Here is a 24,679-nt window from a genome sequence, read left to right on the forward strand (position 1 = left end):
GCGTCAGGCCGGGCGGCCGTTCTCCAGCCCGGTTTGCACCGGCGCCTGCCCAGGCAAGCTGTAGCGGCCCTCGCGGTAAGCCCAGCTTGGCCACAACGCATGCGCCAGCGCCTCGGTCGCCAATTCGGGGTTCAGCGGCGCGGGGGCGTAGTCCTCGGGCGCGGTGTAGCGGTACTGCACCGCGGGCTTGTTGGGCGCCAGCACCAGCAGGTCGTCGCCCTTCAGGTATCCGTACGTGCTGTCGTACTGCATGATCGCGCGTCCCGGCGTGCTGCGTGTGAGGTCGTGCCCGATCATCGGGTGTTCGGTGTCCACGCCAATCAGCGATAGCAGCGTCGGGGGCAGGTCGATCTGGCTGACCAGGCGGTCGTCGCGGCGCGCCTCGACGCCGGCGCCCAGGATCACTGCGGGGATATGAAAGTGGCGCACCGGCACCAGGCTGGCGCCAAACACGCGCGAGTCGTGGTCCGCCGCCACCAGGAAGACGGTGTTCTCCCAATACGGCGACGCCTTGGCCCGTTCAAAGAAACGGCCCAGTGCCCAGTCAGCGTACCGCACCGTGTTCTCGACCGTGGCGGGATTGCCGTCGGTCTCGATGCGGCCGGCCGGATATTCCCACGGCGTATGGTTGGACACGCTGAACGCCAGCGTGAAGGTCGGCCGGTCGCCGTCCTCGCGCAGCAGGCGGTCCAGCTGATTGAACATGTCCTCGTCCGAGGCGCCCCAGGTGCCAACGAACGCCGGGTCGACAAAATCGGCCCGGTCCACAATCTGCTTGAAGCCGTTGCCCAGGAAGAAGCCCTTCATGTTGTCGAAGTGCGACTCGCCGCCATAGATGAAGCGCGAGTGATACCCGTGGCGGCCCAGCAGATCCGCCAACGAGAAGAACCCGCGCTGCGACCGCGGCAGCTTCAGCACCGCCTGCGCGGGCGTGGGCAGAAATCCGGTGGTCACGGCTTCCAGGCCGCGCACCGACCGGGTGCCGGTGGCGTAGGCGCGCGTGAAGGTCCAGGCGTCGCGCGCCAGCGCGTCCAGCTCCGGCGTCAGGTTGGCGCCGCCCAGGGCCGCGCTGTACTGGGCGCCCAGGCTTTCTTCAAGAATGATGACCAGGTTGAGCGGACGATGCGTCTTGCGCGTGGCCGGCTGGCGGTGCAGGCTGGGGTAGTCCGGGTTCGGGGGCGGATACGGCAGGCCGGACTGCGCCAGCACCAGCGCGTGCATCTCGTCGTCGTCCATGCCGCCATACACGGCGGAGGCCGACTTTTCGTTCTTCATGCTGTAGACCGCGTAAAACACGTTGTACAGCGAATTCAACGCCAGGGTATTGAGCATCCCATCGGAGCTGTAGGCCACCGAAGACGGGTTGATCGGACGGTGGCTCAGCGTGCCGCGGATGGCCAGGATCACCACTGCCAGGATCGCCACGCTGGCAAGCGGCATCTGCCACCACGTCAGCGGCGCGTCGGGACGCGCATGGCCCAGCAGGGTCCACGCAGCCCAGCCGATGACCGCCAGCGCGCCCAGCCCGCCCAGCAGCGCGCCCTTGTACCCGCGCCACAGCATCCCGGAAACCTCGCGCGGATGCTTCAGATATTCGACAAACAGGCGATTGGGACGGGAGTCGTATTCGATGATGAAGGGCGGCGTCGCCACTTCCAGAAACGCCAGCAGCACAAATGCCACCAGATACCAGCCGGCGGCGATGTCCGCCGCCAGGGGGATGTGGCCAAACAGCGGCGACAGCACGGCCGGCAGCGCCGCCAGCACTGCGATCTGATGCGCGTCGATGCGCAGGCCCCGCAGCAGCAAGGGCGCAAGACCGCCGGCATTGCGCACGCGCTGCCATTGCCACAGCGCAAGCGCCAGGCGGCTGAGCGTCAGCAGCGCGAACGCCGCCAACACGAAAATCAAGGTTGAATGCCGCATCGGGCCTCCAGGTTGTCCTGCTTCACCGCCCAGCTCGGGCAGATTCGGTCATTTGGCATTGGAACCGCGCCGGCGTCAAAAATTCTGAGAAGGCGCCCGATGTGCCTGCATTTCGCCGTCCTTAGTCGTCTCTCTTTGTAACGGCGCAGACGATGCGCAGGCACGTCGCTTGCTGCGCAGCGCTGCGGGCGGTCGCGCCGAGGCCATATTTACACGGCGCGCACGCCCGGAAAAATCCGCACACATTATGGCGTCGTTCCGTCCGACCGTCGCAACAGGCCGCGATACCCTGGGGTAGTGAGACCGGCCAGCGGTGTGCGGCCGGCAGCCAAGCCAAGGATAGTAACCATGACGCGCACAAGAAAAATCGCGATCGGGATTGTAGGGGGCATTGCCCTGGTGGTGGCGGTATTGGTGATCGTGATCGCCACCTTCGACTGGAACCGCGCCAAGCCCATGATCAATGAACGGGCCACCGCCGCCATGGGCCGCCCCTTTGCGATCAACGGCGACCTGAGCGTGCGATGGCAGCGGGAGGCGGGTGAAGGGGGCTGGCGATCCTGGGTGCCATGGCCGCGCGTGGTCGCCAACGACATCACGATCGCCAATACAGAGTGGGGCAAGGCGCCGCATTTCGCCACGCTCAAGCGCGCGGAATTCAGCCTGTCGCCCTTGCCGCTGCTGGCGCAGCACGTCGTCATTCGGCACATTCAATTGACGGAACCGGCCGCCGATCTGGAACGGCAGGCCGACGGCCGCGCCAACTGGGTCTTCACCCTGCCGGAATCGGGCGAGCCGTCGCCCTGGGTGCTGGACATCAACGAGATCGGATTCGACAAGGGGCGCGTCGGTTATGCCGACGACATGCTCAAGGCCGACCTGACCGTGCTGATCGATCCGCTGGGCAAGCCCGTGCCGTTTGCGGACGTGACGGGTAAATCGTTCGTGCCTGAGGACGGTACGGCCCCGGCGCCGCGCGACTATGTGTTCGGCTGGAAGGTCGACGGCAAATACAAGGGGCTGGCCACCAAGGGCGAGGGCAAGGTCGGGGGCATGCTGGCCATGAAGGACCCCAAGCAGCCGTTCCCCTTGCAGGCGGACGTATCCATCGGCGGCACGCGCGCATCGGTCGCGGGCACGCTGACCGATCCCGTGAACCTGGGCGCGTTGGACCTGCATCTGAAACTGTCCGGCTCGTCCATGGCGCAGCTCTATCCGCTGACCGGCGTGACGCTGCCCGACACGCCGCCCTACAGCACCGATGGCCATCTGGTCGCCAAGCTGCAGAACCCCGGCGGCGCGGTGTTCGACTACAAGAACTTCAACGGCAAGGTCGGCGACAGCGACCTGCATGGCGACATCACCTTCGCGTTGGGCGCGCCCCGGCCCAAGCTGACCGGCAAGCTGTCGTCCAAACTGCTGCAAATGGCCGACCTGGGTCCGCTGATCGGCGTGCCGTCCGGCGGCGGCTCGAAGGCGGCCGTTGACAAATCCAAGGACGCGCCCGCCAAGCCCAAGGGCGGCAAGGTCCTGCCGACGCAGGAGTTCCGCACGGACCGCTGGCGCGACATGGACGCGGACGTCTCGCTGGACGCCGCGCGCATCGTTCATGACAGCAAGCTGCCGCTGTCCAAGCTGTCGGTGCACGTCATCCTGCAGGACGGCAAGCTTGCGCTGGACCCCCTCAGCTTCGGCATGGCAGGCGGCACCATGAACGCCACCGCGCGCCTGGACGGGTCGCGCGCGCCGCTTACCGGCCGCATCGACATGCACGCGCGCCGGCTGCAGCTCAAGCAGCTCTTTCCCTCGGCCGAATCCATGCAGAAGACGCTGGGCGAGCTGAATGGCGACCTGGCGATCAGCGGCTCTGGCAACTCCGTGGCGGCATTGCTGGGCTCGGCGACGGGCGACGTCAAGATGCTCGTCAACGACGGCGTCATCAGCCGCAGCCTCATGGAGCTTGCTGGTCTGAACGTCGCGAATTACGTGGTCTCCAAGCTGTTCGGTGACGACGAAGTGAAGATCAACTGCGGCGCGGCGGACCTGGAATTGAAGAGCGGCGTCATGACGCCACGCATCTTTGTTTTCGACACCGACAACGCATTGATCACGATCACCGGCTCGGCCAACTTCAAGGACGAGACCATGGATCTGGACATCGATCCCGACAGCAAGGGGTTCCGCATCTTCTCGTTGCGTTCGCCGCTGTATGTGCGCGGGACGTTCGGATCGCCCGACGTGGGCGTGCATGTCGCCCCGCTGGCGGCGCGCGGCGCGGGCATGGTGGCGCTCGGCGTGCTGCTGACGCCCGCGGCCGGGCTGCTGGCGCTGATTGCGCCCAGCGCCAACGACGAGAACGCGTGCGGGCCGCTGCTCGAGCAGATGCGCAAGCCGCCGAAGGCGCCGCCGCCGCCCAAAAAGTAGGGTGTCAGCCCCCGGGCATCAGCCGGAAGCCGCCGGGCGCGGCCTCGTCGGCCGCGCACACCACATCGCGGCCATGGTTCTTGGCGTGGTAGAGCGCCTGGTCTGCGCGTTCGAACACGGCCTCAAGCGTGGCGCCCTGTTCCGGATAGTGCGCCACGCCCGCCGAGATGGTGATGGGGGCGGGCAGGGGCGTCGCCTCCGGCGAGGCCAGGCGAGTGCGCAACCGCTGCGCAATCGCGATGGCCGCCGCCATGCTGGCGCCTGGCAGCAGCATGACGAATTCCTCGCCGCCCGGCCGCGTCAGCACGTCATCGCTGCGCGACCCCTCGCGCATCACGCCCGCTAGCGCCTGCAAGGCCTGATCCCCCGCCGCGTGGCCGTAGCGGTCATTGATGCGCTTGAAGTGGTCGATGTCGATCGCCACGATGGCCACCGGCGTGCCTTCGGCGCCCAGCAGCGCCAGCGCCTCGTCCATGCCGCGGCGGTTCAGCAACCCGGTCAGCGTATCGGTCGTGTTTTCGCGGCGCAGGTCGCTTAGCTTGTGATGAAACGACGCCAGCCCCATCAGCAGCGCGCGCCGCAATTGCGCGGCCTCGAAATACCACGAACGCACGGCGCGGATGCGGTCCGCGGAATCCGGGTCCTGCATCCGCTTGGCAATGCTGGCCATCTGGCCCAACGGGCGCGCGATCCAGCGCGACAACAGCCAGATCAACGCCACCGATAGCAGCAGCAGGGGCAAGGTGTTGCGGGCGGTGGCCATCAACAGGTCCGTCAGCGGGGCGAGCGTGCTGTCCACCGGACGCTGCGCGATGATGCTCCAGCCGGTGCTGGGCACGGGCGCAAAGCCCGCCAGCATGTCGCGGCCCTCGCTGTCGATGAAGCGCCGCTCGCCCGTCTCGCCGCGCCGCGCCGCGGCGAAGGTCTCGTTGTCGGGAGCCGGCTTGCCCAGCTGGGCGCTGTTGGGGTGGTAGATCAGCGTGCCCTTGCGGTCGATCACGTAAAGAAAGGAATCGTCGCGGTAGAAATGCTGGTCCAGCAAACGATCCAGCAAATTGTCCTCGTGCAGATAAAGCGATCCCGCGATGAATCCGAGATAGCGGAAATCGCGGGAAAAGATGGGTTGGGTGTAGAGGATCTGCCAGCGGCCGTTGCTGGCCTGAAACGGTTCGCTGATCGTGGGCTTGCGCGCGGCAAGCGCCTGCTTTACCGCATTGCTGACCAATTGATGTCCCAGCAATTGCGGATACGACGGCGACACCGCCAGCACCTTGCCCTGGGGCGATGCGACAAAGCTGGAATTGAAAAGCCCCAGCTGCTGCTCCTGCCGCCGCGTTTCCTCGGCCATGCGTTCGGGGTGGCTTTCCATGCCGGCCAGTTCATCAGCGCTGTAGGAAAGGTAGCGATGAACATCGTTCAGCAACGCATCGGTGGTCAGCGCCAGCTTGGACGCGTAGATGCGGTTCGTGTCCATGGCATTGCGCAGCAGCAGACCGCGCTGCACCAGATAGCTGGCATGCAGGCCGCCCGCAAGCACCACAACGACCGACAGCAGGCTGATCCACAGGATGAGACGCCGCAGGTCGACGCGGAACATGACGGTATCCGTCAGTTGCGGGCGCGGCCCGGCGGCACGCCGGAGGGCGGCGGGGCGTCGCAGATCAAGGCGTCCCACGCGCGCATCGCCTGCCGGGCCACGGCCTGCAATGTCTTGCGGCTGGCGCCGTCGCGCGCCTGGATGGACATGCCATGCAGGACCGTCGTGTAGAACGCGGCCAGCCCCTTCAGGTCCGTCCCGGCGGGCAATTCGCCTTGCGCGGCGCCGGCGTTCAGACGCGCGAGGATGCGGCTTTGCATCTCGCGCCGGTTGTCTCCCAGAAAATTCCCCACGCCGGCCTGGTTGTCGCAACCCGCAGGTGCGCCCAAGACGATCATGCAGCCGGGCGGCAGGCCAGGGGCCGTGAAACGTTCGGCCGACGCCAGCAGCATTGCCTGCACCGCATCGCGCGCAGTCGGCGCCGCAAGCAGCGCGCGCCGCGCCGAACCGCCTTCGGTCTCGCGGTAGAGCTCGACGGCTTCGCGAAAGAGGCCTTCCTTGGAACCGAAGGCGCCATAGAGGCTGGGCGAGTTGATGCCCATCGCTTCCGTCAGATCGGTCAGCGATGCCCCTTCATATCCCTTCGACCAGAAAACCTCCATGGCCTTTTGCAAGGCCTGGGCACGGTCGAAGTTCCGCGGGCGCCCACGTTCAGCCATGCCCGCGATTTTACTCGCGCCGCCTATTTTGTGTTGATCGCTAAAAAATTGTTGACCACGGCGAGGTTGCACGGCGATGATATTTGTACCGATCACTACAAAACGAGATTGACCATGCAGAACTTGAACGGAAAAGTGGCTTTCGTCACCGGCGGCAGCCGAGGCATCGGCGCCGCCATTGTTCGCCGCCTCGCCGCCGGCGGCGCGGACGTGGCCTTCACCTATGTCAGCGCAACATCGGCCGCACCCGCCCAGGCGCTGGCGCAGGAGTTGACGGCGCTAGGCCGCCGCGCCAAAGCCGTCCAGGCCGACTCTGCGGACGCCGCCGCCGTCAAGCGCGCGGTCGAAGACGCCATCCGCGAGCTCGGTCCCATCGACGTGCTGGTCAACAACGCCGGCATTTTTCTGGCCGGGCATGTCGCGGACACCAGCCTGGATGACTACGAGCGGACGATGGACATCAACGTGCGCGCCCCTTTCGTCGCCATCCAGGCGGCGCAGGCCGCCATGCCCGATGGCGGCCGCATCATCAACATCGGCAGCTGCCTGGCTCCACGCGCGGGCCGCGCGGGCGTTGCGCTGTACGCTGCCAGCAAATCGGCATTGGTCGGACTGACGCAAGGCCTGGCGCGCGATCTGGGTCCGCGCGGCATCACCGCCAATGTTGTGCACCCGGGTCCCATCGACACCGACATGAACCCGGCCGATGGAGACCGCGCGGCTGATCTGGTTGCCGTGCTGTCCTTGCCTCACTATGGTGAAGCCCGCGACATCGCGGGGATGGTCGCATTCTTGGCTGGACCCGAAGGCCGCTATGTCACGGGCGCCAGCCTTGCGGTGGACGGCGGGTACGCGGCCTGATGTAGTCGTTTCTAAAACTTTTTCGCCACCCGACTTGCACAAACAAAAAAAGCCCCATATAATCTTTCTTCTTCGCAGCACACACATAACGAAACGCTACAGCGCTAAGCGCGGCAGCAGATCAAAGTGAGTGACTCGCAGGGCTGTTAGCTCAGTTGGTAGAGCAGCGGACTCTTAATCCGTAGGTCGAGTGTTCGAGCCACTCACAGCCCACCAGAATTTTAGACGCCGGAACTCCTTGATGTGCAAGGATTTCCGGCGTTTTTCATTCCTGGGCAAGATTCGCGTTTCATCGTAAATCTACGCTTTTGGTGGGAAGGTGTTTCGTTTCGCGTTGTCGGTTTTTGACCTGAGGATGAAACTGGAAAGGCCGCGTCACCGTCCTTCCAATCCGTTGCGCGGACTTCGCCATCGAAATTTGAAAGCCGATTGTGCCCGGCACCGCAAGATCAAGCATAGGCATGGCGACTGCCGTGCAGATCGTCGGGCTGAGGCCGGAGCTGACTAAGCCCCATGCGCTGGATGAGGCGCCGAACGCAGATCGACGCTTATCCTGGTCAGCCTTCCCAGTCGAAGCGTTCAGCATCTTCGTCGTGACGTTGGGCGTCCCGGTCATAGCTTTCGGCTAGGTCGCCCAGCGCTCTGGCCGTATGGGGATATTCAAAACTGATCGCCTTTGCCCAGGCGCGAAATTGGGCCGAAAGCTCCCGCTCCTGTTTCCCACCATCCCTTGGCATCCGGGTCGTGACACCGCGGCGATTGTACTTTCCGATTTGAAAACCATTGAGCATCGGCTTGCTGCGGAAGAGGTCGAGCACGTAACGAACAGGTTCAGCCGGCCAGCAGCCATCGGTACCTATTAGAGACGCGGACAGCATTTCGCCAATCTTGTCGTCGGCTATATTCTCACGACCAACCGCTTTGGCCCGCGCCCGCGCGTCCTTGATCCAGGCTTCGAGCGACTTGCCATCGATAGTGCCGTCGTCCCGCGTTCCTGGCAGGTGGCTCCAGTGCGAGAGCAGACGGTAGGCCTGGCGGGCGACTGCTTGGGCCTGTTCAGGGTCGGTAGGTTCGGGCTCAACGACGCCACTCTCCTCACTTGGCAGGAACACGGCGCTCAGCATTTCAATGAACAGGGCTGGCTGTTCTGACAGGGCACGGAGCAAGGCCTTTGCTGGCCGGCGGGAGTGCTCCAGAAGCTGCAAATAGTTCCACTCAAGCATCACCAGCGCATTGCGGTCAACATCGTTCCGTTTGTCGAGGATGCCGAGAATTTCGGCGACATGGTACTGGAGCATTGAGGCATCGTTACTGCCGTCTTCGTTTCCGAGTGGCTGGCGCGCTGCTTTCTGCAGCACTTCGACCAGAACTTCTGTTGGCAAGGTCGCGTTGGTACCGCGATGCAAGAGTGGTAGTGCGTGTCGCGCGCGGCCGACGTCGATCAGGTGCCGGACAGCGTAGGCGACGTCCTCATTGTCCTCGCTCGTCCAGAACACCGGCATTTTTCGCCAATAGCAGGTCTCGATTTCGCCACCGATTTTGGCTACCTGGTCCCAGGTCCAGCGAGTGACCGGCAGGGCGCGGAGGATGGTAAGTAGGGCTGTGTCGCCCCAGGTCTGAGTCCTTGCTTGGTTAATCAGCTCCGCGCCCCAAGTTTCCTTACGGTCGGGAAATGCCGCAATGATCAGGCCATGCGCGACGTCGCGTTCTCTTGCGTCTTCGCTCCGGACAGCGGATTTGATCAACGTGTCGATGTCAGGCACCGGAAAACCCGCGTTATAGATTGCTTTGCCGAGGAGGCCGGCCGTCTCAGTCAGCCGCGCTAGAGCTAGAACATCTGCAACGCCACCAAGGCTAAAAACCTTCCTGGCGGCATCAACCTGAGCCGCCTCGATGGCGCGCTGATTGGCTTCCCACCCAGTTGCGGACGAGTTTGGCATAGCTACGCTGGACCGAAACAGCCATGCGACTTGCTCCAGAGAGTTTTCCGGAGCGAAGCGATGGTAAATGATGTCCAATTGGGCCAACACTGGGTCGGCTAGACGCCACTCCGCGTCGGGGAGCTCGCGGTTGTGGTGCAGAATACCTCTCAGCCTGTTCCACATCAGATCGCGGTCAGTCTTGGATATTATGCGGGGCTCCGCAGCTTCGAGGGCCTTGAGGACAACCTCGGGGCTAGGACCAAGGTCGTTGATTCGATCGAGGAGTTGCAGCCAGCGCGTGACATCAAGGCCCACGTCGTCCAGAAGACGTTGGCTGACTGCTGCAGCACCGCGACTAATCAATGGCCAAGTGGTCGTCTCGATCTTGTCAACCGAGAAGTCACGCCACCTAGGCATCGGTGAAGGAGTCGAGCTGTCGTGACCCCTTGGGAGAATACCAAGCATCAGTTTCCAGGCTGCGTTGGACTCCCGCTTTCGGATCAAGTCAAGCGCTCGAAGCCGCTCGTCGAGAGTGGCGTAAGTTTGCGGAATCCACAGCAGATGTATCGCACGCAGGCTATTGGCGGGACCATTGGTATAACTCCGTGGCTCAATGTCGATCGCATCGAGCCTGGCGAGATCAAGCGTCACGCGCGGCATCCATTCAGGTGACCAGGCGAGGGCCTCCATTGCCCACATCAGATCCGACAGATGTTCGGTTCCGAAGACGCCTCCGTCATCGTCTCTAAAGAGGATAGAAATGGGCGGCTCATTTTGGTCAAGGCTGTCCTCGACCGCCTTCAGAAACGCAGTTGGTGACGCCTCGGCCAGGAGACGAAAATCTCGAGACAGGGACCACCACCGATGTCGATCGGCCCCGTCTAGCAACTTGGCAACAACGGCGTCGGCACGGCGATTGGCATTCGGTACGGTGTGCACCCGGTCGCCCCAAAGCGCCAAAAGGATCAACACCTGACCGATCCCGTGGCGAATCATTCCCGAGTGTTCACGGTTGATGCCCTTCGAAGCTGCCATCCAGCGTTCGTTCGGGGCCATATCGAAGCGAGGGTCGGCTGATCCAAGAACGGCGTGGGCTGTAGCCTCAAACCGTTCAATGTCGACCGCCGTTAGGTGATGGGCGAGCAGGAGCCAGGCATCAAACGGCGAAGCCACACGCCAAGCCGAACCGACCTTCTGCAGAGGACTGTCAAACTGGCCGACGTAAGGCGTCAATGCAGCGAGGACCTGGTCGTAAGGGGTGTTGGCAAGTTCCGAAAGTCGAGCTTTATCCGCCTCGGCATCTTCATCCCAGCCCCCGGCAAGGAGTGCCGCTCGCAGGGCGCTTGGCGGTGCCTCGTCGGCCCACTTCGGTTGTCGGCCAGGGGCGCCCGGGACCAGACGCCGGAGGACGGCAAGGTTACGGGCGCTGTCGCGGGCAAGTGCCTTGGCGCGAGGTTCGGCGATGCCTGTGGCCTGCAGAGCGCTGGCAATTCCCTCCCGGGAGGGGCGCTCAAGTGTGCGCACATCGCCCCGCGACATGACGCTTTCATCATATGCCTGCAGTACGAAGTGGCCCTTGTCGGCGAGGCTCCGCGCTAGACCAGAATCGGGCTCGGTCAGGATCAGGATAAGCGGCGCTGGGGCTTTGGCCATTGCTCGCGCCGCCGTTGTAGTGGTCACCACAAGGCAACGCGCGCGGTAAGCCTCGGCAAGATCGCTCGGAAGCTCACTAAGGGTGGCGTGAAAGAATGCCACCACCTCCTCGGACGAGGTGGCCTGAAGTGATAGGACGGAGGGTTCGGCGCGAAGCCAGCGCAGCACCTCGGCGGCGCTTTGGTCCCGGTCGCAAAGCACAAGGTCTTCGGTGAGCGGCCATTGCGTGGCGAGTGACCATTCCTCCCAGGCCTCGTCGAGCTCTCGAGTTCCTTCTGGACGCTTCCCTAGGCGGGTGGCGAGCCACAGGCCGACCGCGGGAGTCTGTTCGATCCAATGCACAAGATCGTCGGCATCATAGACGCGGACCTCACGCCAGGGCCCTGCGGCCATCTGAGCTTTTGCCCATTCATCCTTCTGTGGCCAGTGATGCAAGGTGACGAAAACACATGTCGACGACGCGGGATCGAGGGGGGCGGGTTCGTCCGTGCGCTTGCGGTAGTCTTTTGCGATCTTCTGAGCCACGCCTTGGCGCTGTGCGCTGAGCTCCCATCCCGCCACACCCTGCGGAACGTAGTCGCTAGCGACCTCAGCCGTAGTCACACCGTCCCAACCGGAATGACGCACGCCGCCGTCTGCGGGGAATCGCAGATGCAGGGCGCCGCCGTGAGTAGCGCGCACCAGAAAGGCGATCAGGGTAGGCAGGTTTACTGGCCCTTCCGTCCGTCCGGCCCATGTCGCGAGGTCGTCAGCATTGACCCAGCGTACCGGCGCTCCTGGTCGACCGGATTGAGTGATCATGGGTACAACCGGGCCGATCACGGCGCCGGTCGGTAGGAACCGAATGCCAGACGCCTCGAGGGCACTTCGGATAGCCTGGGCATTGTTTGCGACGGGGGTGCGCGAGCCGCGCTCAAAATCGGCAACAGTCGAGGTCGCGACCTTGGCGGCTTTGGCGAGGTCCTGCTGTGACCACGCCAGTAGCGCGCGCGCTGCACGAACGTGCTTGGGGGTCAGTTCGGTAGGGGGGGTAGAGGTAGACATGGTCATATAAAATATATGACATCAGATGAAAAATTCCAATAGTTTCTTTATGTCGACAACTAGCATTTTTTTGCCGACAATGAATAACATTATGCCGAGACGTCCTATTTCTAATCGCGAACGCGTCCTCCAGCTAGTCCGGGAGCGGGGGATAGCGCGCGCGCGGGATCTGAAAGCAGCCGGCATTCCCCTCGTGTACCTTAAGCGCCTAACCGATGCTGGCGACCTTGTCCGACTCGGACGTGGCCTTTACCAAACACCGGATCGTGTGGGCGAAGATATTGCCCATGATCTCGCCGAGGCTAGCCGCTTGGTGCCGAATGGGGTGGTGAGCCTAATTAGCGCTCTTCGCAGGCACGAACTAACGACGCAATTGCCCCACGCCGTCTGGATGACCATCCCTCACAAGGCTCGCAAGCCGAACCCTGCAGGCCTGCGGCTAGAAGTTGTGCGCGCCACTGGCGAAACCCTGACCGCCGGGATCGAATATTTTGACATTGAAGGGGTTGCAGTACCGGTCTATGGCGTAGCCAAGACAGTGGCCGACTGTTTCAAGCATCGCCGCCACGTTGGCGAGGATGTGGCAATCGAAGCTCTACGTGACGCTCTGCGTCAGCGTAAAACAACGGCCAGCGAACTCATGAAATTTGCTGCCATCGACCGAGTCACTACTCGAATGGCCCCTTACATCAAGGCGATGCAATGACCGATAAGGTGCTCAAAAATCCCGCTGCGTCTATCCGAGCCAAACTGCTCATCCACGCTAAACAGCACCAGGACCTCTTTCAGCGAGTGCTGACCCGTTATGCCATTGAACGGCTACTTTTTCGGCTTGCTCAGACTGACGCGGCCGAACGATATGTGCTCAAGGGTGCGATGCTGTTCGTGACCTGGCCTAAACATGCCTTCCGCCCGACCGGCGACCTCGATCTGCTGGGCCACGGGGATCCAGACCCCGAGACTTTGAAAGAGATTTTCACCCGCATTTGCCAAGTCGACGTCACCAGTGACGGCATTACCTTTGACCCGGCGACACTGAAAATCGAGCCCGTTCGCGAAGCCAACAGGTATCAAGGTGTCCGTCTCAGCCTAACCGCAGATCTGGCAGGGGCACGAATCCCGGTTCAGATCGACATCGGTTTTGGCGACCACGTCTATCCAGAGCCCAAGCGCCAAACATTTCCGAGTCTGCTGCCAGACCTGCCTCCGGCCAACATCCTGATGTATCCGCCCGAAACAGTCGTGGCCGAGAAATTCGAAGCGATGGTCCGGTTCGGCGCGGCCAATGGCCGGATCAAGGATTTTTATGACATCTGGATCACTACACGGACCTTCCAGTTCGATCTAGCCAATTTAGTCGCAGCAGTTGGCGGGACACTTCGCCGCCGTGAGACGGCGATCCCGAGCGAGATGCTGGGGCTCGCCGATGCTTTCGCGATCATCGCGGAGGAGCGTGGACTGTGGTCCGGCTTCCTGCGCCGGACCCCCCCGGCGTTAGAGCCGCCGCCATTCCCAGAACTGCAGTCGGAGTTGCGAATTTTTTTTGGGCCAATCCTTGAGGGCCTGAGCGTCCCGGAAGGCGCTCAGGGTGTCTGGGACCCAGACGGCAGGACTTGGCGCAGTCGGTAGACATTCTTAATCTGTTGCTACCGAATGCCGCCGCTGCGTGTCGAGGCGTAGGTCAAGTGTTCGAGCCACTCACAGCCCACCAGAATTCTTTGGCAGTACTCGTCGCAGTACCCCATCGGTTAGCCCACCGGAAACGGTGGGCTTTTTGCTTTCCGGGTATTTGGCCGCAGTGCTAACGTATTCCGCTTTCGTCTCCTCAGCCTGCGAAGCACATCTCGCCAATCGACTCAGGAACGCATGAAGGACGACGCATGTACGACATCATCGGCGACATCCACGGAGAAGACCTGAAGCTCGAGGGGCTGCTGCGTAGTCTCGGCTATGTGCCGGCGGGCAAAGGGTACAAAGCCCCCCAAGGCCGTCAGGCAGTATTCCTTGGCGATCTGGTGGATCGAGGCGCGGGGCAGCGCCGTGTCCTGGAAATCGTCCGCGCCATGATGGATGACGGCCAGGCGTTGTGCGTCATGGGCAACCACGAATTCAACGCCATCGGCTATGCCATCGAAGACCCCCACCATCCCGGCGAGTTCCTGCGGCCCAATCGCGGCGACTCGGCGACGTGCCGCAAGAACCGCAAGCAGCACGGTGCCTTCATCGATCAGATAGGTGAAGGCAGCCGGGAGCATGCCTCCTGGGTCGCCTGGTTCCGCCAATTGCCGCCGTGCATGGACTTGGGCGGGATTCGCGTTGCGCATGCGTGCTGGGACGACCGTGCTGCCAAAGCGTTGGCAGACGCGGGTTGGGTGCCTGGCAAGCCATTGGATGACGCCATGCTGGTGGCGATGCATCAACAGGGCACAGAGCTGGAGCAAGCCAGGAAGCTGCTCACGTCAGGAATGGAGTTGGCGTTGCCTGATGGCCGCTACATCGAGGACAAGGAGGGGCACCGCCATCACCATGTGCGGCTTGCCAATTGGCGCGATTGGGCCAGTGCCTTGCATGAGGTCGCCTTGGTGCCGGCTGGCCAGGAGGAGCAGATTCGCGGGCTGGCATTGCCAGAGGGCTTTTGCCGGACGCCGCTCTCCGGCGCGCCCGTTTTCATCGGCCACCATTGGTTCAAGGGGCAGCCCAAGATCGAGAGCGGCAAGCTTGCCTGCCTGGACTGGTCGGCCGCTGCGGGCGGTCCGCTGGTGGCGTACCGCTGGGATGGCGAAGACACGCTGTCCAACGGAAAGCTGGTCTGGGAAAGGGAATAGCGCCGCGACGGCCTTCAAGCCATGATCCGCAGCGCCGTCTCAATCCCGAACGTCTGCGCAAACTGCTGCGCCGCCATCGGTTTTCCGAAAAGATACCCCTGACCCTCTTCGCAATGCTCGGCCTGCAGCCGTTCGCGTTGCTCGTCGGTTTCGATGCCTTCGGCGATGGTGTTCAGGTCAAAGCTGCGCGCCACATCCAGAATGGCGCGGACCACCGTGGCGTCCTGGTTGGATTCCAGAATCCCGCTGACGAACGAGCGGTCGATCTTGATGCGCGTGATCGGATGCGTCTTCAGCAGACTGAGCGACGCATACCCGGTGCCGAAGTCGTCGAATGAAATGCCCACGCCCTGGGCGCGCAGGCGCTGGAGCGTTTCCAGCACCGTGTCGTCGCTGTTCAGCACGATGTTCTCGGTGATCTCCAGTTCCAGCGCCTCGGGCGGCAGGCCGTGCCGGGCAAGCGTTTGCGCGACTTCGGCCGCCAGGTCGCCCTCGCGGAATTGCACGCTGAAGAGGTTCACGGCGATGCGGAAATCGTGCATGCCGCTACGTCGCCAGAACGCGGCCTGGCTGCACGCTTCGTTCAGCACCCATGAGCCGACCGTGCCCGCCAAGGGGCCGCCTTCCAGCGACGGCAGAAAGACGCCGGGCGCCAGCAGGCCCAATTGCGGATGGCGCCATCGCAACAGCGCCTCGGCGCCGGTCAGTGAGCCGGTCGCCAGATTGATCTGCGGTTGATAGAAGAGCAGGAATTCGCCTTTGGCGACCGCGCGGTGCAGCTCCATGCCGTACAGGCGCCGCGCCACGGCTTCCAGGCGCAGGTTGGGGGCGAAGACAAAGATGCGGCCGCGGCCGACCGTCTTGGCTTTGACCAATGCGAGATCGGCGTTGCCCACCAGTTCCAGCGCTTCGTGCGCATGCAGCGGGGCCAGGGCCACGCCGCAACTCGCGGTCAGGCGCAGCTCCTGGCCTTGGATCGATATGGGTTCGGCAATGCGCGCCAACGCCTGTTGCGCCAGTTCCGTTGCCTGTTTCAGGTCGCCGACGTCGTGCTGCAGGATGGCGAACTCGTCGCTGCCCAGGCGCGCGACCGTGTCGCAGGGGCCCGCCGTGCCGTCCAGGCGCGCCGCGAGCTCCCGCAGGATCGCGTCGCCGACCGCATGGCCCATCGTGTCGTTGATGTCCTTGAAGCCGTCCAGGTCCAGCATCAGGATGGCGGCGGCGCACGGATGTGCCAGCACGTCTTCCACGCGCCGGTAGAAGACTCCGCGGTTGGCCAGGCCGGTCAGCGGATCGAAACCGGTCAGTTTGCGCGCGTCGTCGTCATGGCGCTTGTGCGCGGGAGTGTGGCCGGGCCGCTGCGCGGTTGCGCGCTTCGTTCTCTGTCCGGCCCCTGGCGGCTTGGTCCGCGCGCGGGCAAGTTCGGCGCTGACTTCGACACGCCGCAATTCCAGGCGGTCGGCTGCCATGCGGGCCAGCTCGCGCAGGCGTTCCTTGTCGTCCTCGCTGAAATCGGCGTGGGGTTCCGTGTCGATGATGCACAGCGCGCCCAGCGGATGGCCGTCCGGTGAGCTCAGGGAAACGCCGGCATAGAACCGGATGCTGGCTGGGCCCGAGACGAGCGGATTGTCGTGGAAGCGTTCATCCTGGCGCGCATCCGGCACGACCATGACGTCGTCCTGCAAGACCGCATGGGCGCAGAAAGAGACGTCTCGGCGCATGTCGGTGTCGCCGACGCCTATGCTGGCCGCGAAAAACACATGATCGCTGCCGACCATGTTGATGGCCGACACCGGCATGTTGAACATGCGCGATGCAATGCGCACGACCGGGTCCAGGCTGGGCAGCGGATGCTGCGGATCGAGCCCGTATTCCGACAGGGCGCGCAGCCTCTCGGTTTCGGTCGGCAAAGGTGGGGGGCATTTCATCTACAGCCTCCTTTCTATTTCTCCTCGTGCTGCGCCGTCTGGTTCCCCCGGCGTTGCGCGGGCAAGCCGCGCAACTGCCAACCGCATTGCCGCGCCGCCATTGCTGACCACGCGGCGGGTGGTGTCGCCGATCAATGCGTGTTTGTCCTGCGCTACAGCGAAACCGACGCCACATTTGCCGGAGGCGTCGGCGGGAGAACCAGTTTCGAAGTGTGACGCGGCTGAAAAATTATGGAAGACAAATCTGTAACTGATTCTTCCGACATATGAATTTATCGCACATGCCTGCGATTTTCCAGCTGGCGGCGCGCGTTTGACCTCACCCCCCGCGTTACACCACCCACGCGTCAAAAGCATTTCCAGACGCCAAAAATCGACCATTTTCTTGCGCGGAATGTTTCAGCTTGCATTCATCGTTGCGTAATACGCGGCAAACAGAATGCGGGCCTCGATCAGCCTCCACGGGAAAAAGGAAAATGAAGCACTGGAATCGGAATGCGCTGGCCTGCGCAATGATGAGCGCGATGGCGCTGGTTGCGGGCTGCGGCGGGGACAACGACAGCGATAACAGCAGCGACCCCGAAACGCCGCCCGTCACCGAACCTCCCGTGCAGGCTCGTCCGCTGGAGCTGACGATTCTCCACATCAATGATCACCACTCCACGCTGGACGGCAGGGACCGCACGCTGACCCTGAAGAACGCGGCCGGGACCGATACCGAAGTGACCGTGTCCGCCGCCGGCATGCCGCGCGTAAAAGCCGCCATCGACCAACTGGCCGCCAACTCGCCGAACGTGCTCAAGCTGCATGCGGGCGACGCGCAGACCGGCACGCTGTACTTCAACCGCGCCGGCGCGCCGGGCGAGGCCGATGCCGCGCTGATGAACACGGTTTGCTTCGACGCCATGGCGGTCGGCAACCACGAATTCGACAAGGGCGACGACGGCCTGAAGCGCTTTGTGGACTTCCTGCATGCCGGCGCCTGCCAGACGCCGGTTCTTAGCGCGAACGTCAATTTCGGCGCGAGCTCGCCGCTCAAGGGCTCCGACCTGATCAAGCCCGCCGTCGTGGTGGAGCGCGATGCGCAGAAGATCGGCCTCGTCGGCCTGACCATCGCCAGCAAGACCAAGGAATCGTCGAGCCCCAACGCGGACACGACGTTCACGGACGAAGCCGTGGCCGCGCAGGCGCAGATCGACGCCCTGCGCGCCAATGGCGTCAACAAGGTCATCCTGCTCAGCCACATCGGCTACGGCTACGACAAGGAAGTGATCGCCAAACTGAGCGGCGTCGATGTGGTGGTGGGCGGCGATTCGCACACGCTGCTGGGTCCCGACTCGATGAAGACGATGGCCGTGGGCACGCCGGGCGGCGCCTATCCCACCCGTCTGGCCGACAAGGACGGCAAGCCGGTCTGCCTGGTGCAGGCCTGGGAATACTCGCAAGTCGTGGGCGAACTGAAGGTCAGCTTCGACGCCAACGGCGACGTGACGAACTGCGCTGGCACGCCCCACGTGCTGATCGGCGCCGACTACCGCGTCAAGTCGGGCAGCGCCCTGGTCGCGGCCTCCGATGCCGATCGCGCCGCCTTCAAGGCCGGCGTCTCGGCCAGCGGCTTCCTGCGCGAGCAGACGCCGGACGCCGCCGCGCTGTCGGTGTTGCAACCGTTCAAGGCCAAGATCGACATCTTCAGCAAGACCAACGTCGCCCAAGTGCCGCTGGAACTGTGCTTCCGCCGCATTCCGGGTCCCACGCCGACCAGCAACGCGGCCAGCCCCGCATGCGAGAGCGAAGGCAACGTGGCCCTGCGCGGCGGCGACATCCAGCAGTTGGTGGCGCAAGCCTATCTGGACGTGGCCAACGCCGAATACGGCGGCGCCGACATGACCTTGCAAAGCGGTGGCGGTGTCCGCCGCGCGCTGAACGGCACCGTGACGGCCGCCGACGTGATCGCTGTCGTGCCCTTCGGCAACATGCTGTGGCGCCTGGACCTGACCGCCAACGAGGTCACGTCCATGATCGAGGACGGCCTGGACGCCACGTACAAGCCGGGCGGCAAGGACGGTCCTTACCCGTACGCGGCCGGCCTGCGCTGGGACGTGACCGCCTCGAACGCCAAGGGCAGCCGCGCCAGCAATATCCAGTACCTGGACCAGGCCACCAGCACGTGGCTGCCGCTGGACAACGCGCGCACCTATCGCCTGTTTGTGCTCAGCTTCAATGCGACCGGCGGGGATGGCTACACGACGCTGGCCAACGTGCCGGCCGAGCGCCGTTCCGACATCGGCGTGCTGGATGCGGATGTGTTCCAGGCCTACATCGACATGCAGACCAAGAATGTGGGCACCGGTCTGCCGGTTCTGAACCGCATCGACAACGACCGGTACAGCACGCATAACTGGCTGCCGTGATTGTCACAATACCTTGAACACCGGCTGCCTCGTACCGGTCTTACCGACCGAGGGATGGCGGCCGGCGGCAAGCCAGCACATCACATCGAACGTCAGTTCAGAGCCCGTGGGAGCGCGTTCGCCGAAGGTCGCGAGCACTTGCGATACGGTGGCGGGCGGACGCCTGGCGCTGGATGCGCAAGGGTCGCAGCCAGTCCATCGAGTTCACCGCCAAGCCTTGGGACGAGTCGGTGGTGGTCGATGACGATATCGTTAATGCCCGACATCCGCTCGCTGCCCATGGGCAGCAGCGGTTCAAATCCTGTAAAAGCGAATAACTGACAAGGCGCACGCATGAACAGCAACGAAGGGATCCCGGTATCGGTCTATACGCGATGGCACCAGTTGTCGGTGCCCCTGGCGTTCGCGTTGGCCGCCGGCAGCTTCATGCTCGTGGTGTTCAATCGCGGGCCGATCGGACTGGCCGCCGTGCTTGCCGTGCTGGGCCTCTTCGTGCCGCCGTTGGTTGCGTTCAAGGGGTTTCCCACGCGCAATGATGTCAAGGTGACGGCCGAAGGTCTGGAGTTTTCGCGCCGCAAGCCCATCGCCTTCGGCGAGCTGGCCAGTTGGGGCACGGACGATTACCTCAAGCTGGTCCGTCGCGGCCTGCCCACCGTGCTGGTCAGCGCGGTGGACCTGCCCCGGCGTGAGCGCCTGTTGCGCGAGTTTGAGCAGGCATTGGCGGCGTGGCAACAGCGCCAGCCGGCCGGTACGCAGGCGGCGCGCCGCACGCATTTCTATGGTTCCACCGGGGGGCGTCTGGTCGGCTTGGGAATCACCGCCCTGGGCGCGGGATCGGCCATCATGGCGCTGAACCTGCGCGAGCCATCGGTGTCGCTGGCCATCGTCGGCGGGCTCGGGGCGTTGTTCGGGTTGGCGATGGTGTTTGGCCGGCGCGGGTGAGGCGCGCCGATCCGCCCTGAGAAAGCGCGTATTGCTTACTGGGGCTGGTGCGCGCCACGCGTACAAAATGTTGCCCGGCGCCCCATTTACGCTTGCTAGCATGATCCTCGCCGGAATGATCCGGCATTCGGATGGATGGACAGTGGAGGTTGCCATGAATTCAAGAAGAACACTCAACCGGATCGCCGTGTTTGCGGCGGCGGGCGCCTTGATGGCTGGTTGCGCGACGCAACAGCAAACGAACACCGCTGTCGGTACGGGCGCGGGTGCGGCCTTGGGCGCGGGCATCGGCGCTTTGATCGGGCACGGCAAGGGCGCCGCGATCGGGGCCGGCATCGGCGCGGTGGCGGGCGGCCTCGTGGGCTACAACTGGAAGGTCGTGAAAGATGACGTGCAGAAGTCCGGCGCGTCGTCGCTCGGCATCGACGTCGTCGAAATGCCCGACGGCAGCCTGAAGGTCAATATTCCGAGCGGCGTGTCGTTCGATACGGACAAGACGCAGCTCAAGCCGGCGTTGCTGCCGGTGCTGGACAGCGTGGCGCGTTCGCTGAATCAGCACCCTGAACTGCGGGCCAAGGTGGTCGGCCATACCGACAGCACCGGCGCGCTGGCGCATAATCAGACGTTGTCAGTGAACCGCGCCAAGAGCGTGACGGATTACCTGGCCAAGCAGGGCGTGGCTGGCACGCGTCTGTCGGTGGAAGGCCGCGGCCCGAACGATCCGATCGGCGACAATGCGACCGCCGAAGGGCGCGCGCTGAACCGGCGCGTGGAGATCTACCTGTACGCGGTCCAGCAATAAGCGCGGGCGCGTCATTTGCTGTCAGGCGGTTGGCGCGATGCGCCGCCGCCTTTCTTTACGGAGTCTGACATGAGCGATTTTCCCCCCGCCCGCATCGGCACCGATATCGCGATTGCCGCGCTCACCGGCTGGCAGGCCGTGGCCGAGCGCGATGCCATCGAAAAACGCTACCGCTTTCCCAATTTCAATGCCGCGTTCGGCTTCATGGCGCGCGTCGCGATGTTCGCGGAAAAGCTGAATCATCACCCCGAATGGACCAACGTCTACAACCGCGTGGATGTGACGCTGACCACGCATGACGCCGGCGGCGTGACCGAGCTGGACGTGCGGATGGCGCAGTTCATGGACGAAGCCGCCGAGCACGCGGGCGCGACTGCGCCGAAAGCGCAGCCCTGATCACTGCCCTGAACGCAGCCGGCCCGGCGCTCAGTCCGCGGCGTCGCCGGCCTCGGCTTGCAGGTGGCCGATCAGGCGATCCAGCATGTCGCCGAATTGCCGCTGTTCGTCGGCGGTCAGGCAGTTGAAGATGTCGTCGTTGCGGCGCGCAATGAGGTCGATGATGCGGCGGTAGTGCGTCAAGCCCTCGGCGGTCGGCGCCAGCACGACGCCACGTCCGTCCGACGCCGATACCGTTTTCTCCACCAGCCCGCGATCCACCAGCGCCTGCGCGGATCGGCTGGCCTGGCCCTTGTTCAGGTTGGCGGCGCGCGCCAGGTCATTGACCGAGAGCGGCGCAAACCGGCCGATGGCGGCAAGGCAGCGCGCCTCGCCCAAGGGAATGTCGCAATCCTTCAGATAAGCCCGATTCGTGTCCCGGTCCGTGATCTTGTTGAGCACGTGCAGGCGGTAGGTGAGGAATCGTTCCAGAGGGGGCGTTTTCACGTCGGGCGGGCGGGGTCGGCGCCCGCGGAAGAGGAGACCGGATAGTTTGCCATGGCGCCGTCCTCGAGACTGGCGGCTTCCGCCTGCGCCAGCAGCGCCAGAGCTTCCTGCGCGGAAGGCAGACGGCTCAGCAACGACAATCCGAGGATCGACAGAAAGAGTGGCGCGCGCGCTTCGCCGACGCGCGTCAGCGCCTGCGCCATGCTGGTGTAGACCTGGTCCAGTGATTCGTTGTTCATGCTTGGCCTTTCTGGGTGGCGTTCAAGTTCAGCGAGGGGTAGTAGGGCGCTAGCGCCGCGCGCAGTTCACCGGCGGCGGGCGCGATCCAGCGCCCCAGCACGTAGCCGTCCGGACGGAGCAGGTAGACGGAGCCTGTTTGATTGCCGTAACGCGCGGCAAGCTGGCCGTGCGGGTCGGCCAGGCCGTCGTCGCCCGCGTGCAGCACCCGCAGCGGATGCGGCGCGTTTTGCGTGTCCGCAGCCAGTGTGTTTAACGCCGCCGACAAAGCCGCATCGGGCGCAATGGCCAGCGCGACGAAGCCCGCGCCAAAGCTGGCGGTCAGGTACTGCGGCTTGTCGCCGTCTTGCAGCAGCACGTCGGGCGCGGGCTGTCCGGGCGCGGCGGCCGGGCCGGCTTCTGGCGCGCGGTCCTCGCGGTTCAAGGGCGAGGTGTCATAGGAGATGGGCGCGGACTGGCGCGGATTGATGAGCGACCGTACGCCGTCGTCCACCAAGGCCAGGCGCAGCGCGGCCTCGCGCATCAGCCGGAAGCCGAAATCCGGCGGCGCCATGAATTCCGTGCTTTTCGCACCATAGGCCAGGTTCTGCCGCGTGGCATGCACGCGCTCGATGCTGTAGCTGTCCAGCAGGGTGTCGGGCGACTGGCCCTTCAGCACCCACGCCAGCTTCCATGCCAGATTGCCGGCGTCGTCCAGCCCGGAATTCAGGCCGCGCACGCCGAAGATGGGCACGAGGTGGCCTGCGTCGCCCGCGAACAGCACGCGGCCGTGGCGGTAGCGGTCCAGCGTCAGGCACTTGGCGTTGTAGATGGAGATCCAGAGCGGCTTCCAGGGCGCGGTCTCGCCGATCATGTCCAGATGGCTTTGCACGCGGGGCAGCACGTTTTCCGGCTTGACGGCCTCGTCGGGATCTTCGTCGTCGCGGATCTGGTAATCGATGCGCCAGACATTGCCGGGCTGGCGGTGCATCAGCAGCGTGGAGCCGGGATTGGACGGCGGATCGAACCACGCCAGGCGCTCGACGGGCCGTTGCGATTCCTGTTCGATATCGACGATGACGTAGCGGCCTTCGTACTGCATGCCTTCCAGCTTCAGGCCCATGGCTTCGCGCACCGTGCTGCGCCCGCCGTCGCAGGCAACAAGCCAATCGGCGCGCACCGTCTGGCGGGCGCCGTCCGCCTCCACCTCGACCGATACGCCGTCCGGACCGGGCTGCACGGCAGTGACGCGTGCCGAGCAGGCGAGGGTGGCGCGGCCGGGATGGCGCCGCATGGCCTGGTGCGCGAATTCCTCCACGTAGTACTGCTGGATGTTCACCATCGGGGCGTACCGCTGCAGGGGATCGTGCGGCATCTGGAAGTGCAGGACTTCGCGGTCGCGGTAATAGCTGCGCCCGCCTGTCCAGGCCAGACCGGTGTCGATCAGCGGCCGGTCGGCGCCGATCCAGCTCAAGATCTCCTGCGACCGGCGCGACATGCAGATGGCGCGGCTGCCGCTGCAATAGCCTTCATCGGCCTCTACGGTGAGCGAGGCAATGCCGTACTCGGCGAGCAGGGCGGCCAGGGTCAGACCGACCGGACCGCCGCCGGCGATCAGGACGGGAACGTGCGAAGGGAGCGTCATGCCGTCTCCAGAATTTGGTTGTTTGCGCAACTATATGCGCGGTATGTTGCGCACGCAACCAATTTTTCAAGGCGATAAAAAACCCGCCAGTGGGCGGGTTTGGGGTCAATTCAGGCCGGCGAGAGGCCTTCATTCAGGGGCGCATGCTTCAGTTCGGCAAGTCTCAGTTGCGTACGTTGTAGATGCGCATCGCCTGCTGTTTCTGGTTGGGGTCCAGCACACGCAGCACCACGACCCTTGCGGTAAAACCGTCGGGCAGCTTGAGCTGGCCCAGCGCGTAGTCGTAGCGATCGACCGTGAGCGCGGGGCCTTCCGGCGTCACGGTGGCGGCGCGGCCGTTGGGGTAGGAGCCTTCGATGGCGAAGGTCAGCGTGCCCTTGAACGGCGCGCCCGTGCGGTCTTCGCGCATCACCAGCACCTGATAATCCAGCAGGCCGGGGGCGCGCTTGAAGGTGGCCGAACGGATGCCGAGATTGCCGCCGCGGGGGTCGGGCGGCATGGCGTCCTGGAACAGCACCAGTTCCTTGTTCAGCGTTTCGATCTTGGCGCGGCTTTCCGCCAGGTCGCTGGTCAGCTTTTCGTGGCCGGACTTGTTGGCGTCGCGCTGCTGCGTGGCTTCTTCAAGTTGGGTCTGCAGGCGCTGGCGCTCCATGTTGGAGGCGCTGAGCTCGCTGTGCAGCTGTTCGGATTGTTCGACGGTCAGGCGTTGCGGGCCGTAGTTGGTTTGCAGGAAGAGCACGCCGCCCGCGCCAAGCGCAATGCCAACCATCAGCAGGACGAGCCAGCGCGGCATGCGGCGCGTGCGTTGCCCCGGCTGGTATACGGAGGGCTTGAACGTGGCCCGTTGCGATCTTCCAAACATCCCCATTCCTAGAAAACTTCCTGTGTATATGCCTGTCGGCAAGCGGCGCGCGCATGCCAAAGCGTCAGAGAATACCCCGT

At 64.2% G+C, this 24,679-nt stretch carries 18 protein-coding genes and 1 tRNA gene; 10 read left to right on the forward strand and 9 right to left on the reverse strand.

All coding sequences use genetic code 11. The features are described 5' to 3' along the window. Positions 1–3 precede the first annotated feature (3 nt). Positions 4–1,926, reverse strand: coding sequence for an LTA synthase family protein (locus tag AC6LJW_RS12820; protein WP_427986820.1), 1,923 nt, complete (start codon positions 1,924–1,926; stop codon positions 4–6). 348 nt (positions 1,927–2,274) lie between these two features. On the opposite strand from AC6LJW_RS12820, the gene AC6LJW_RS12825 reads away from it, so the two are divergent. Continuing rightward, entirely contained in the window at positions 2,275–4,350 is a 2,076-nt protein-coding gene (locus AC6LJW_RS12825; RefSeq protein ID WP_498087479.1) for an AsmA family protein, read from the forward strand. A gap of 4 nt (positions 4,351–4,354) precedes the next feature. Here AC6LJW_RS12825 and AC6LJW_RS12830 read toward each other — a convergent pair whose 3' ends face one another. Both AC6LJW_RS12830 and AC6LJW_RS12835 read right to left on the reverse strand, forming a co-directional pair. Next, positions 4,355–5,947, reverse strand: coding sequence for a sensor domain-containing diguanylate cyclase (locus AC6LJW_RS12830; RefSeq protein ID WP_498087480.1), 1,593 nt, complete (start codon positions 5,945–5,947; stop codon positions 4,355–4,357). A gap of 11 nt (positions 5,948–5,958) precedes the next feature. Further along, entirely contained in the window at positions 5,959–6,606 is a 648-nt protein-coding gene (locus AC6LJW_RS12835) for a TetR/AcrR family transcriptional regulator (RefSeq protein WP_056569187.1), read from the reverse strand. 114 nt (positions 6,607–6,720) lie between these two features. Here AC6LJW_RS12835 and AC6LJW_RS12840 point away from each other — a divergent pair, with 114 nt between their 5' ends. Next, on the forward strand, positions 6,721–7,467 hold the full coding sequence (locus tag AC6LJW_RS12840) for a 3-oxoacyl-ACP reductase family protein (RefSeq protein WP_498087481.1): 747 nt from the start codon (positions 6,721–6,723) through the stop codon (positions 7,465–7,467). 140 nt (positions 7,468–7,607) lie between these two features. Beyond that, positions 7,608–7,683, forward strand: a tRNA-Lys gene (locus AC6LJW_RS12845). A 341-nt stretch (positions 7,684–8,024) separates the two neighbouring features. Here the strand turns inward: AC6LJW_RS12845 and AC6LJW_RS12850 are convergent. After that, entirely contained in the window at positions 8,025–12,086 is a 4,062-nt protein-coding gene (locus tag AC6LJW_RS12850; RefSeq protein WP_498087482.1) for a helix-turn-helix domain-containing protein, read from the reverse strand. A gap of 25 nt (positions 12,087–12,111) precedes the next feature. On the opposite strand from AC6LJW_RS12850, the gene AC6LJW_RS12855 reads away from it, so the two are divergent. The 3 genes from AC6LJW_RS12855 to AC6LJW_RS12865 all read left to right on the forward strand — a co-directional run bounded on the left by AC6LJW_RS12855 (position 12,112) and on the right by AC6LJW_RS12865 (position 14,911). Beyond that, positions 12,112–12,792, forward strand: a complete 681-nt coding sequence (locus AC6LJW_RS12855) for a type IV toxin-antitoxin system AbiEi family antitoxin domain-containing protein (RefSeq protein WP_498087483.1) — start codon at positions 12,112–12,114, stop codon at positions 12,790–12,792. Next, positions 12,789–13,715: a nucleotidyl transferase AbiEii/AbiGii toxin family protein gene (locus tag AC6LJW_RS12860; protein WP_498087484.1), complete on the forward strand. Its 927-nt coding sequence runs from the start codon at positions 12,789–12,791 to the stop codon at positions 13,713–13,715. The genes AC6LJW_RS12855 and AC6LJW_RS12860 overlap by 4 nt, the downstream gene beginning before the upstream one ends. 251 nt (positions 13,716–13,966) lie before the next feature. After that, a complete protein-coding gene (locus AC6LJW_RS12865) occupies positions 13,967–14,911 on the forward strand; it encodes a metallophosphoesterase (protein WP_498087485.1) in 945 nt (314 codons plus the stop codon). Between the two features lie 14 nt (positions 14,912–14,925). Here AC6LJW_RS12865 and AC6LJW_RS12870 read toward each other — a convergent pair whose 3' ends face one another. Then, positions 14,926–16,839, reverse strand: coding sequence for a putative bifunctional diguanylate cyclase/phosphodiesterase (locus tag AC6LJW_RS12870; protein WP_498087486.1), 1,914 nt, complete (start codon positions 16,837–16,839; stop codon positions 14,926–14,928). A gap of 476 nt (positions 16,840–17,315) precedes the next feature. Between AC6LJW_RS12870 and AC6LJW_RS12875 the strand changes: the two genes are divergently transcribed. The 4 genes from AC6LJW_RS12875 to AC6LJW_RS12890 all read left to right on the forward strand — a co-directional run bounded on the left by AC6LJW_RS12875 (position 17,316) and on the right by AC6LJW_RS12890 (position 21,390). Further along, a complete protein-coding gene (locus tag AC6LJW_RS12875; RefSeq protein WP_498087487.1) occupies positions 17,316–19,250 on the forward strand; it encodes a bifunctional metallophosphatase/5'-nucleotidase in 1,935 nt (644 codons plus the stop codon). 333 nt (positions 19,251–19,583) lie between these two features. Next, complete coding sequence (locus AC6LJW_RS12880; RefSeq protein ID WP_498087488.1) at positions 19,584–20,192, forward strand: hypothetical protein; 609 nt, start codon at positions 19,584–19,586, stop codon at positions 20,190–20,192. A gap of 154 nt (positions 20,193–20,346) precedes the next feature. After that, positions 20,347–20,994, forward strand: coding sequence for a YiaD family glycine zipper/OmpA-like lipoprotein (locus tag AC6LJW_RS12885; protein ID WP_056569172.1), 648 nt, complete (start codon positions 20,347–20,349; stop codon positions 20,992–20,994). Between the two features lie 69 nt (positions 20,995–21,063). Beyond that, positions 21,064–21,390: a 4a-hydroxytetrahydrobiopterin dehydratase gene (locus AC6LJW_RS12890; RefSeq protein WP_056569168.1), complete on the forward strand. Its 327-nt coding sequence runs from the start codon at positions 21,064–21,066 to the stop codon at positions 21,388–21,390. A gap of 30 nt (positions 21,391–21,420) precedes the next feature. Here AC6LJW_RS12890 and AC6LJW_RS12895 read toward each other — a convergent pair whose 3' ends face one another. From AC6LJW_RS12895 to AC6LJW_RS12910, 4 genes are all read right to left on the reverse strand, one after another. Then, the gene (locus AC6LJW_RS12895; RefSeq protein ID WP_056569165.1) at positions 21,421–21,876 is read right to left on the reverse strand and encodes a MarR family winged helix-turn-helix transcriptional regulator; all 456 of its coding nucleotides are present in this window, start codon (positions 21,874–21,876) and stop codon (positions 21,421–21,423) included. After that, the gene (locus tag AC6LJW_RS12900; protein ID WP_056569162.1) at positions 21,873–22,115 is read right to left on the reverse strand and encodes a hypothetical protein; all 243 of its coding nucleotides are present in this window, start codon (positions 22,113–22,115) and stop codon (positions 21,873–21,875) included. The genes AC6LJW_RS12895 and AC6LJW_RS12900 overlap by 4 nt, the downstream gene beginning before the upstream one ends. Next, complete coding sequence (locus AC6LJW_RS12905; RefSeq protein WP_498087489.1) at positions 22,112–23,737, reverse strand: FAD-dependent oxidoreductase; 1,626 nt, start codon at positions 23,735–23,737, stop codon at positions 22,112–22,114. Before AC6LJW_RS12905 ends, AC6LJW_RS12900 begins: the two co-directional genes overlap by 4 nt. A gap of 163 nt (positions 23,738–23,900) precedes the next feature. Further along, a complete protein-coding gene (locus tag AC6LJW_RS12910) occupies positions 23,901–24,599 on the reverse strand; it encodes a DUF6776 family protein (protein WP_056569156.1) in 699 nt (232 codons plus the stop codon). Positions 24,600–24,679: the final 80 nt, after the last annotated feature.

It is taken from the genome of Achromobacter sp. 1012554356 (assembly GCF_059760815.1).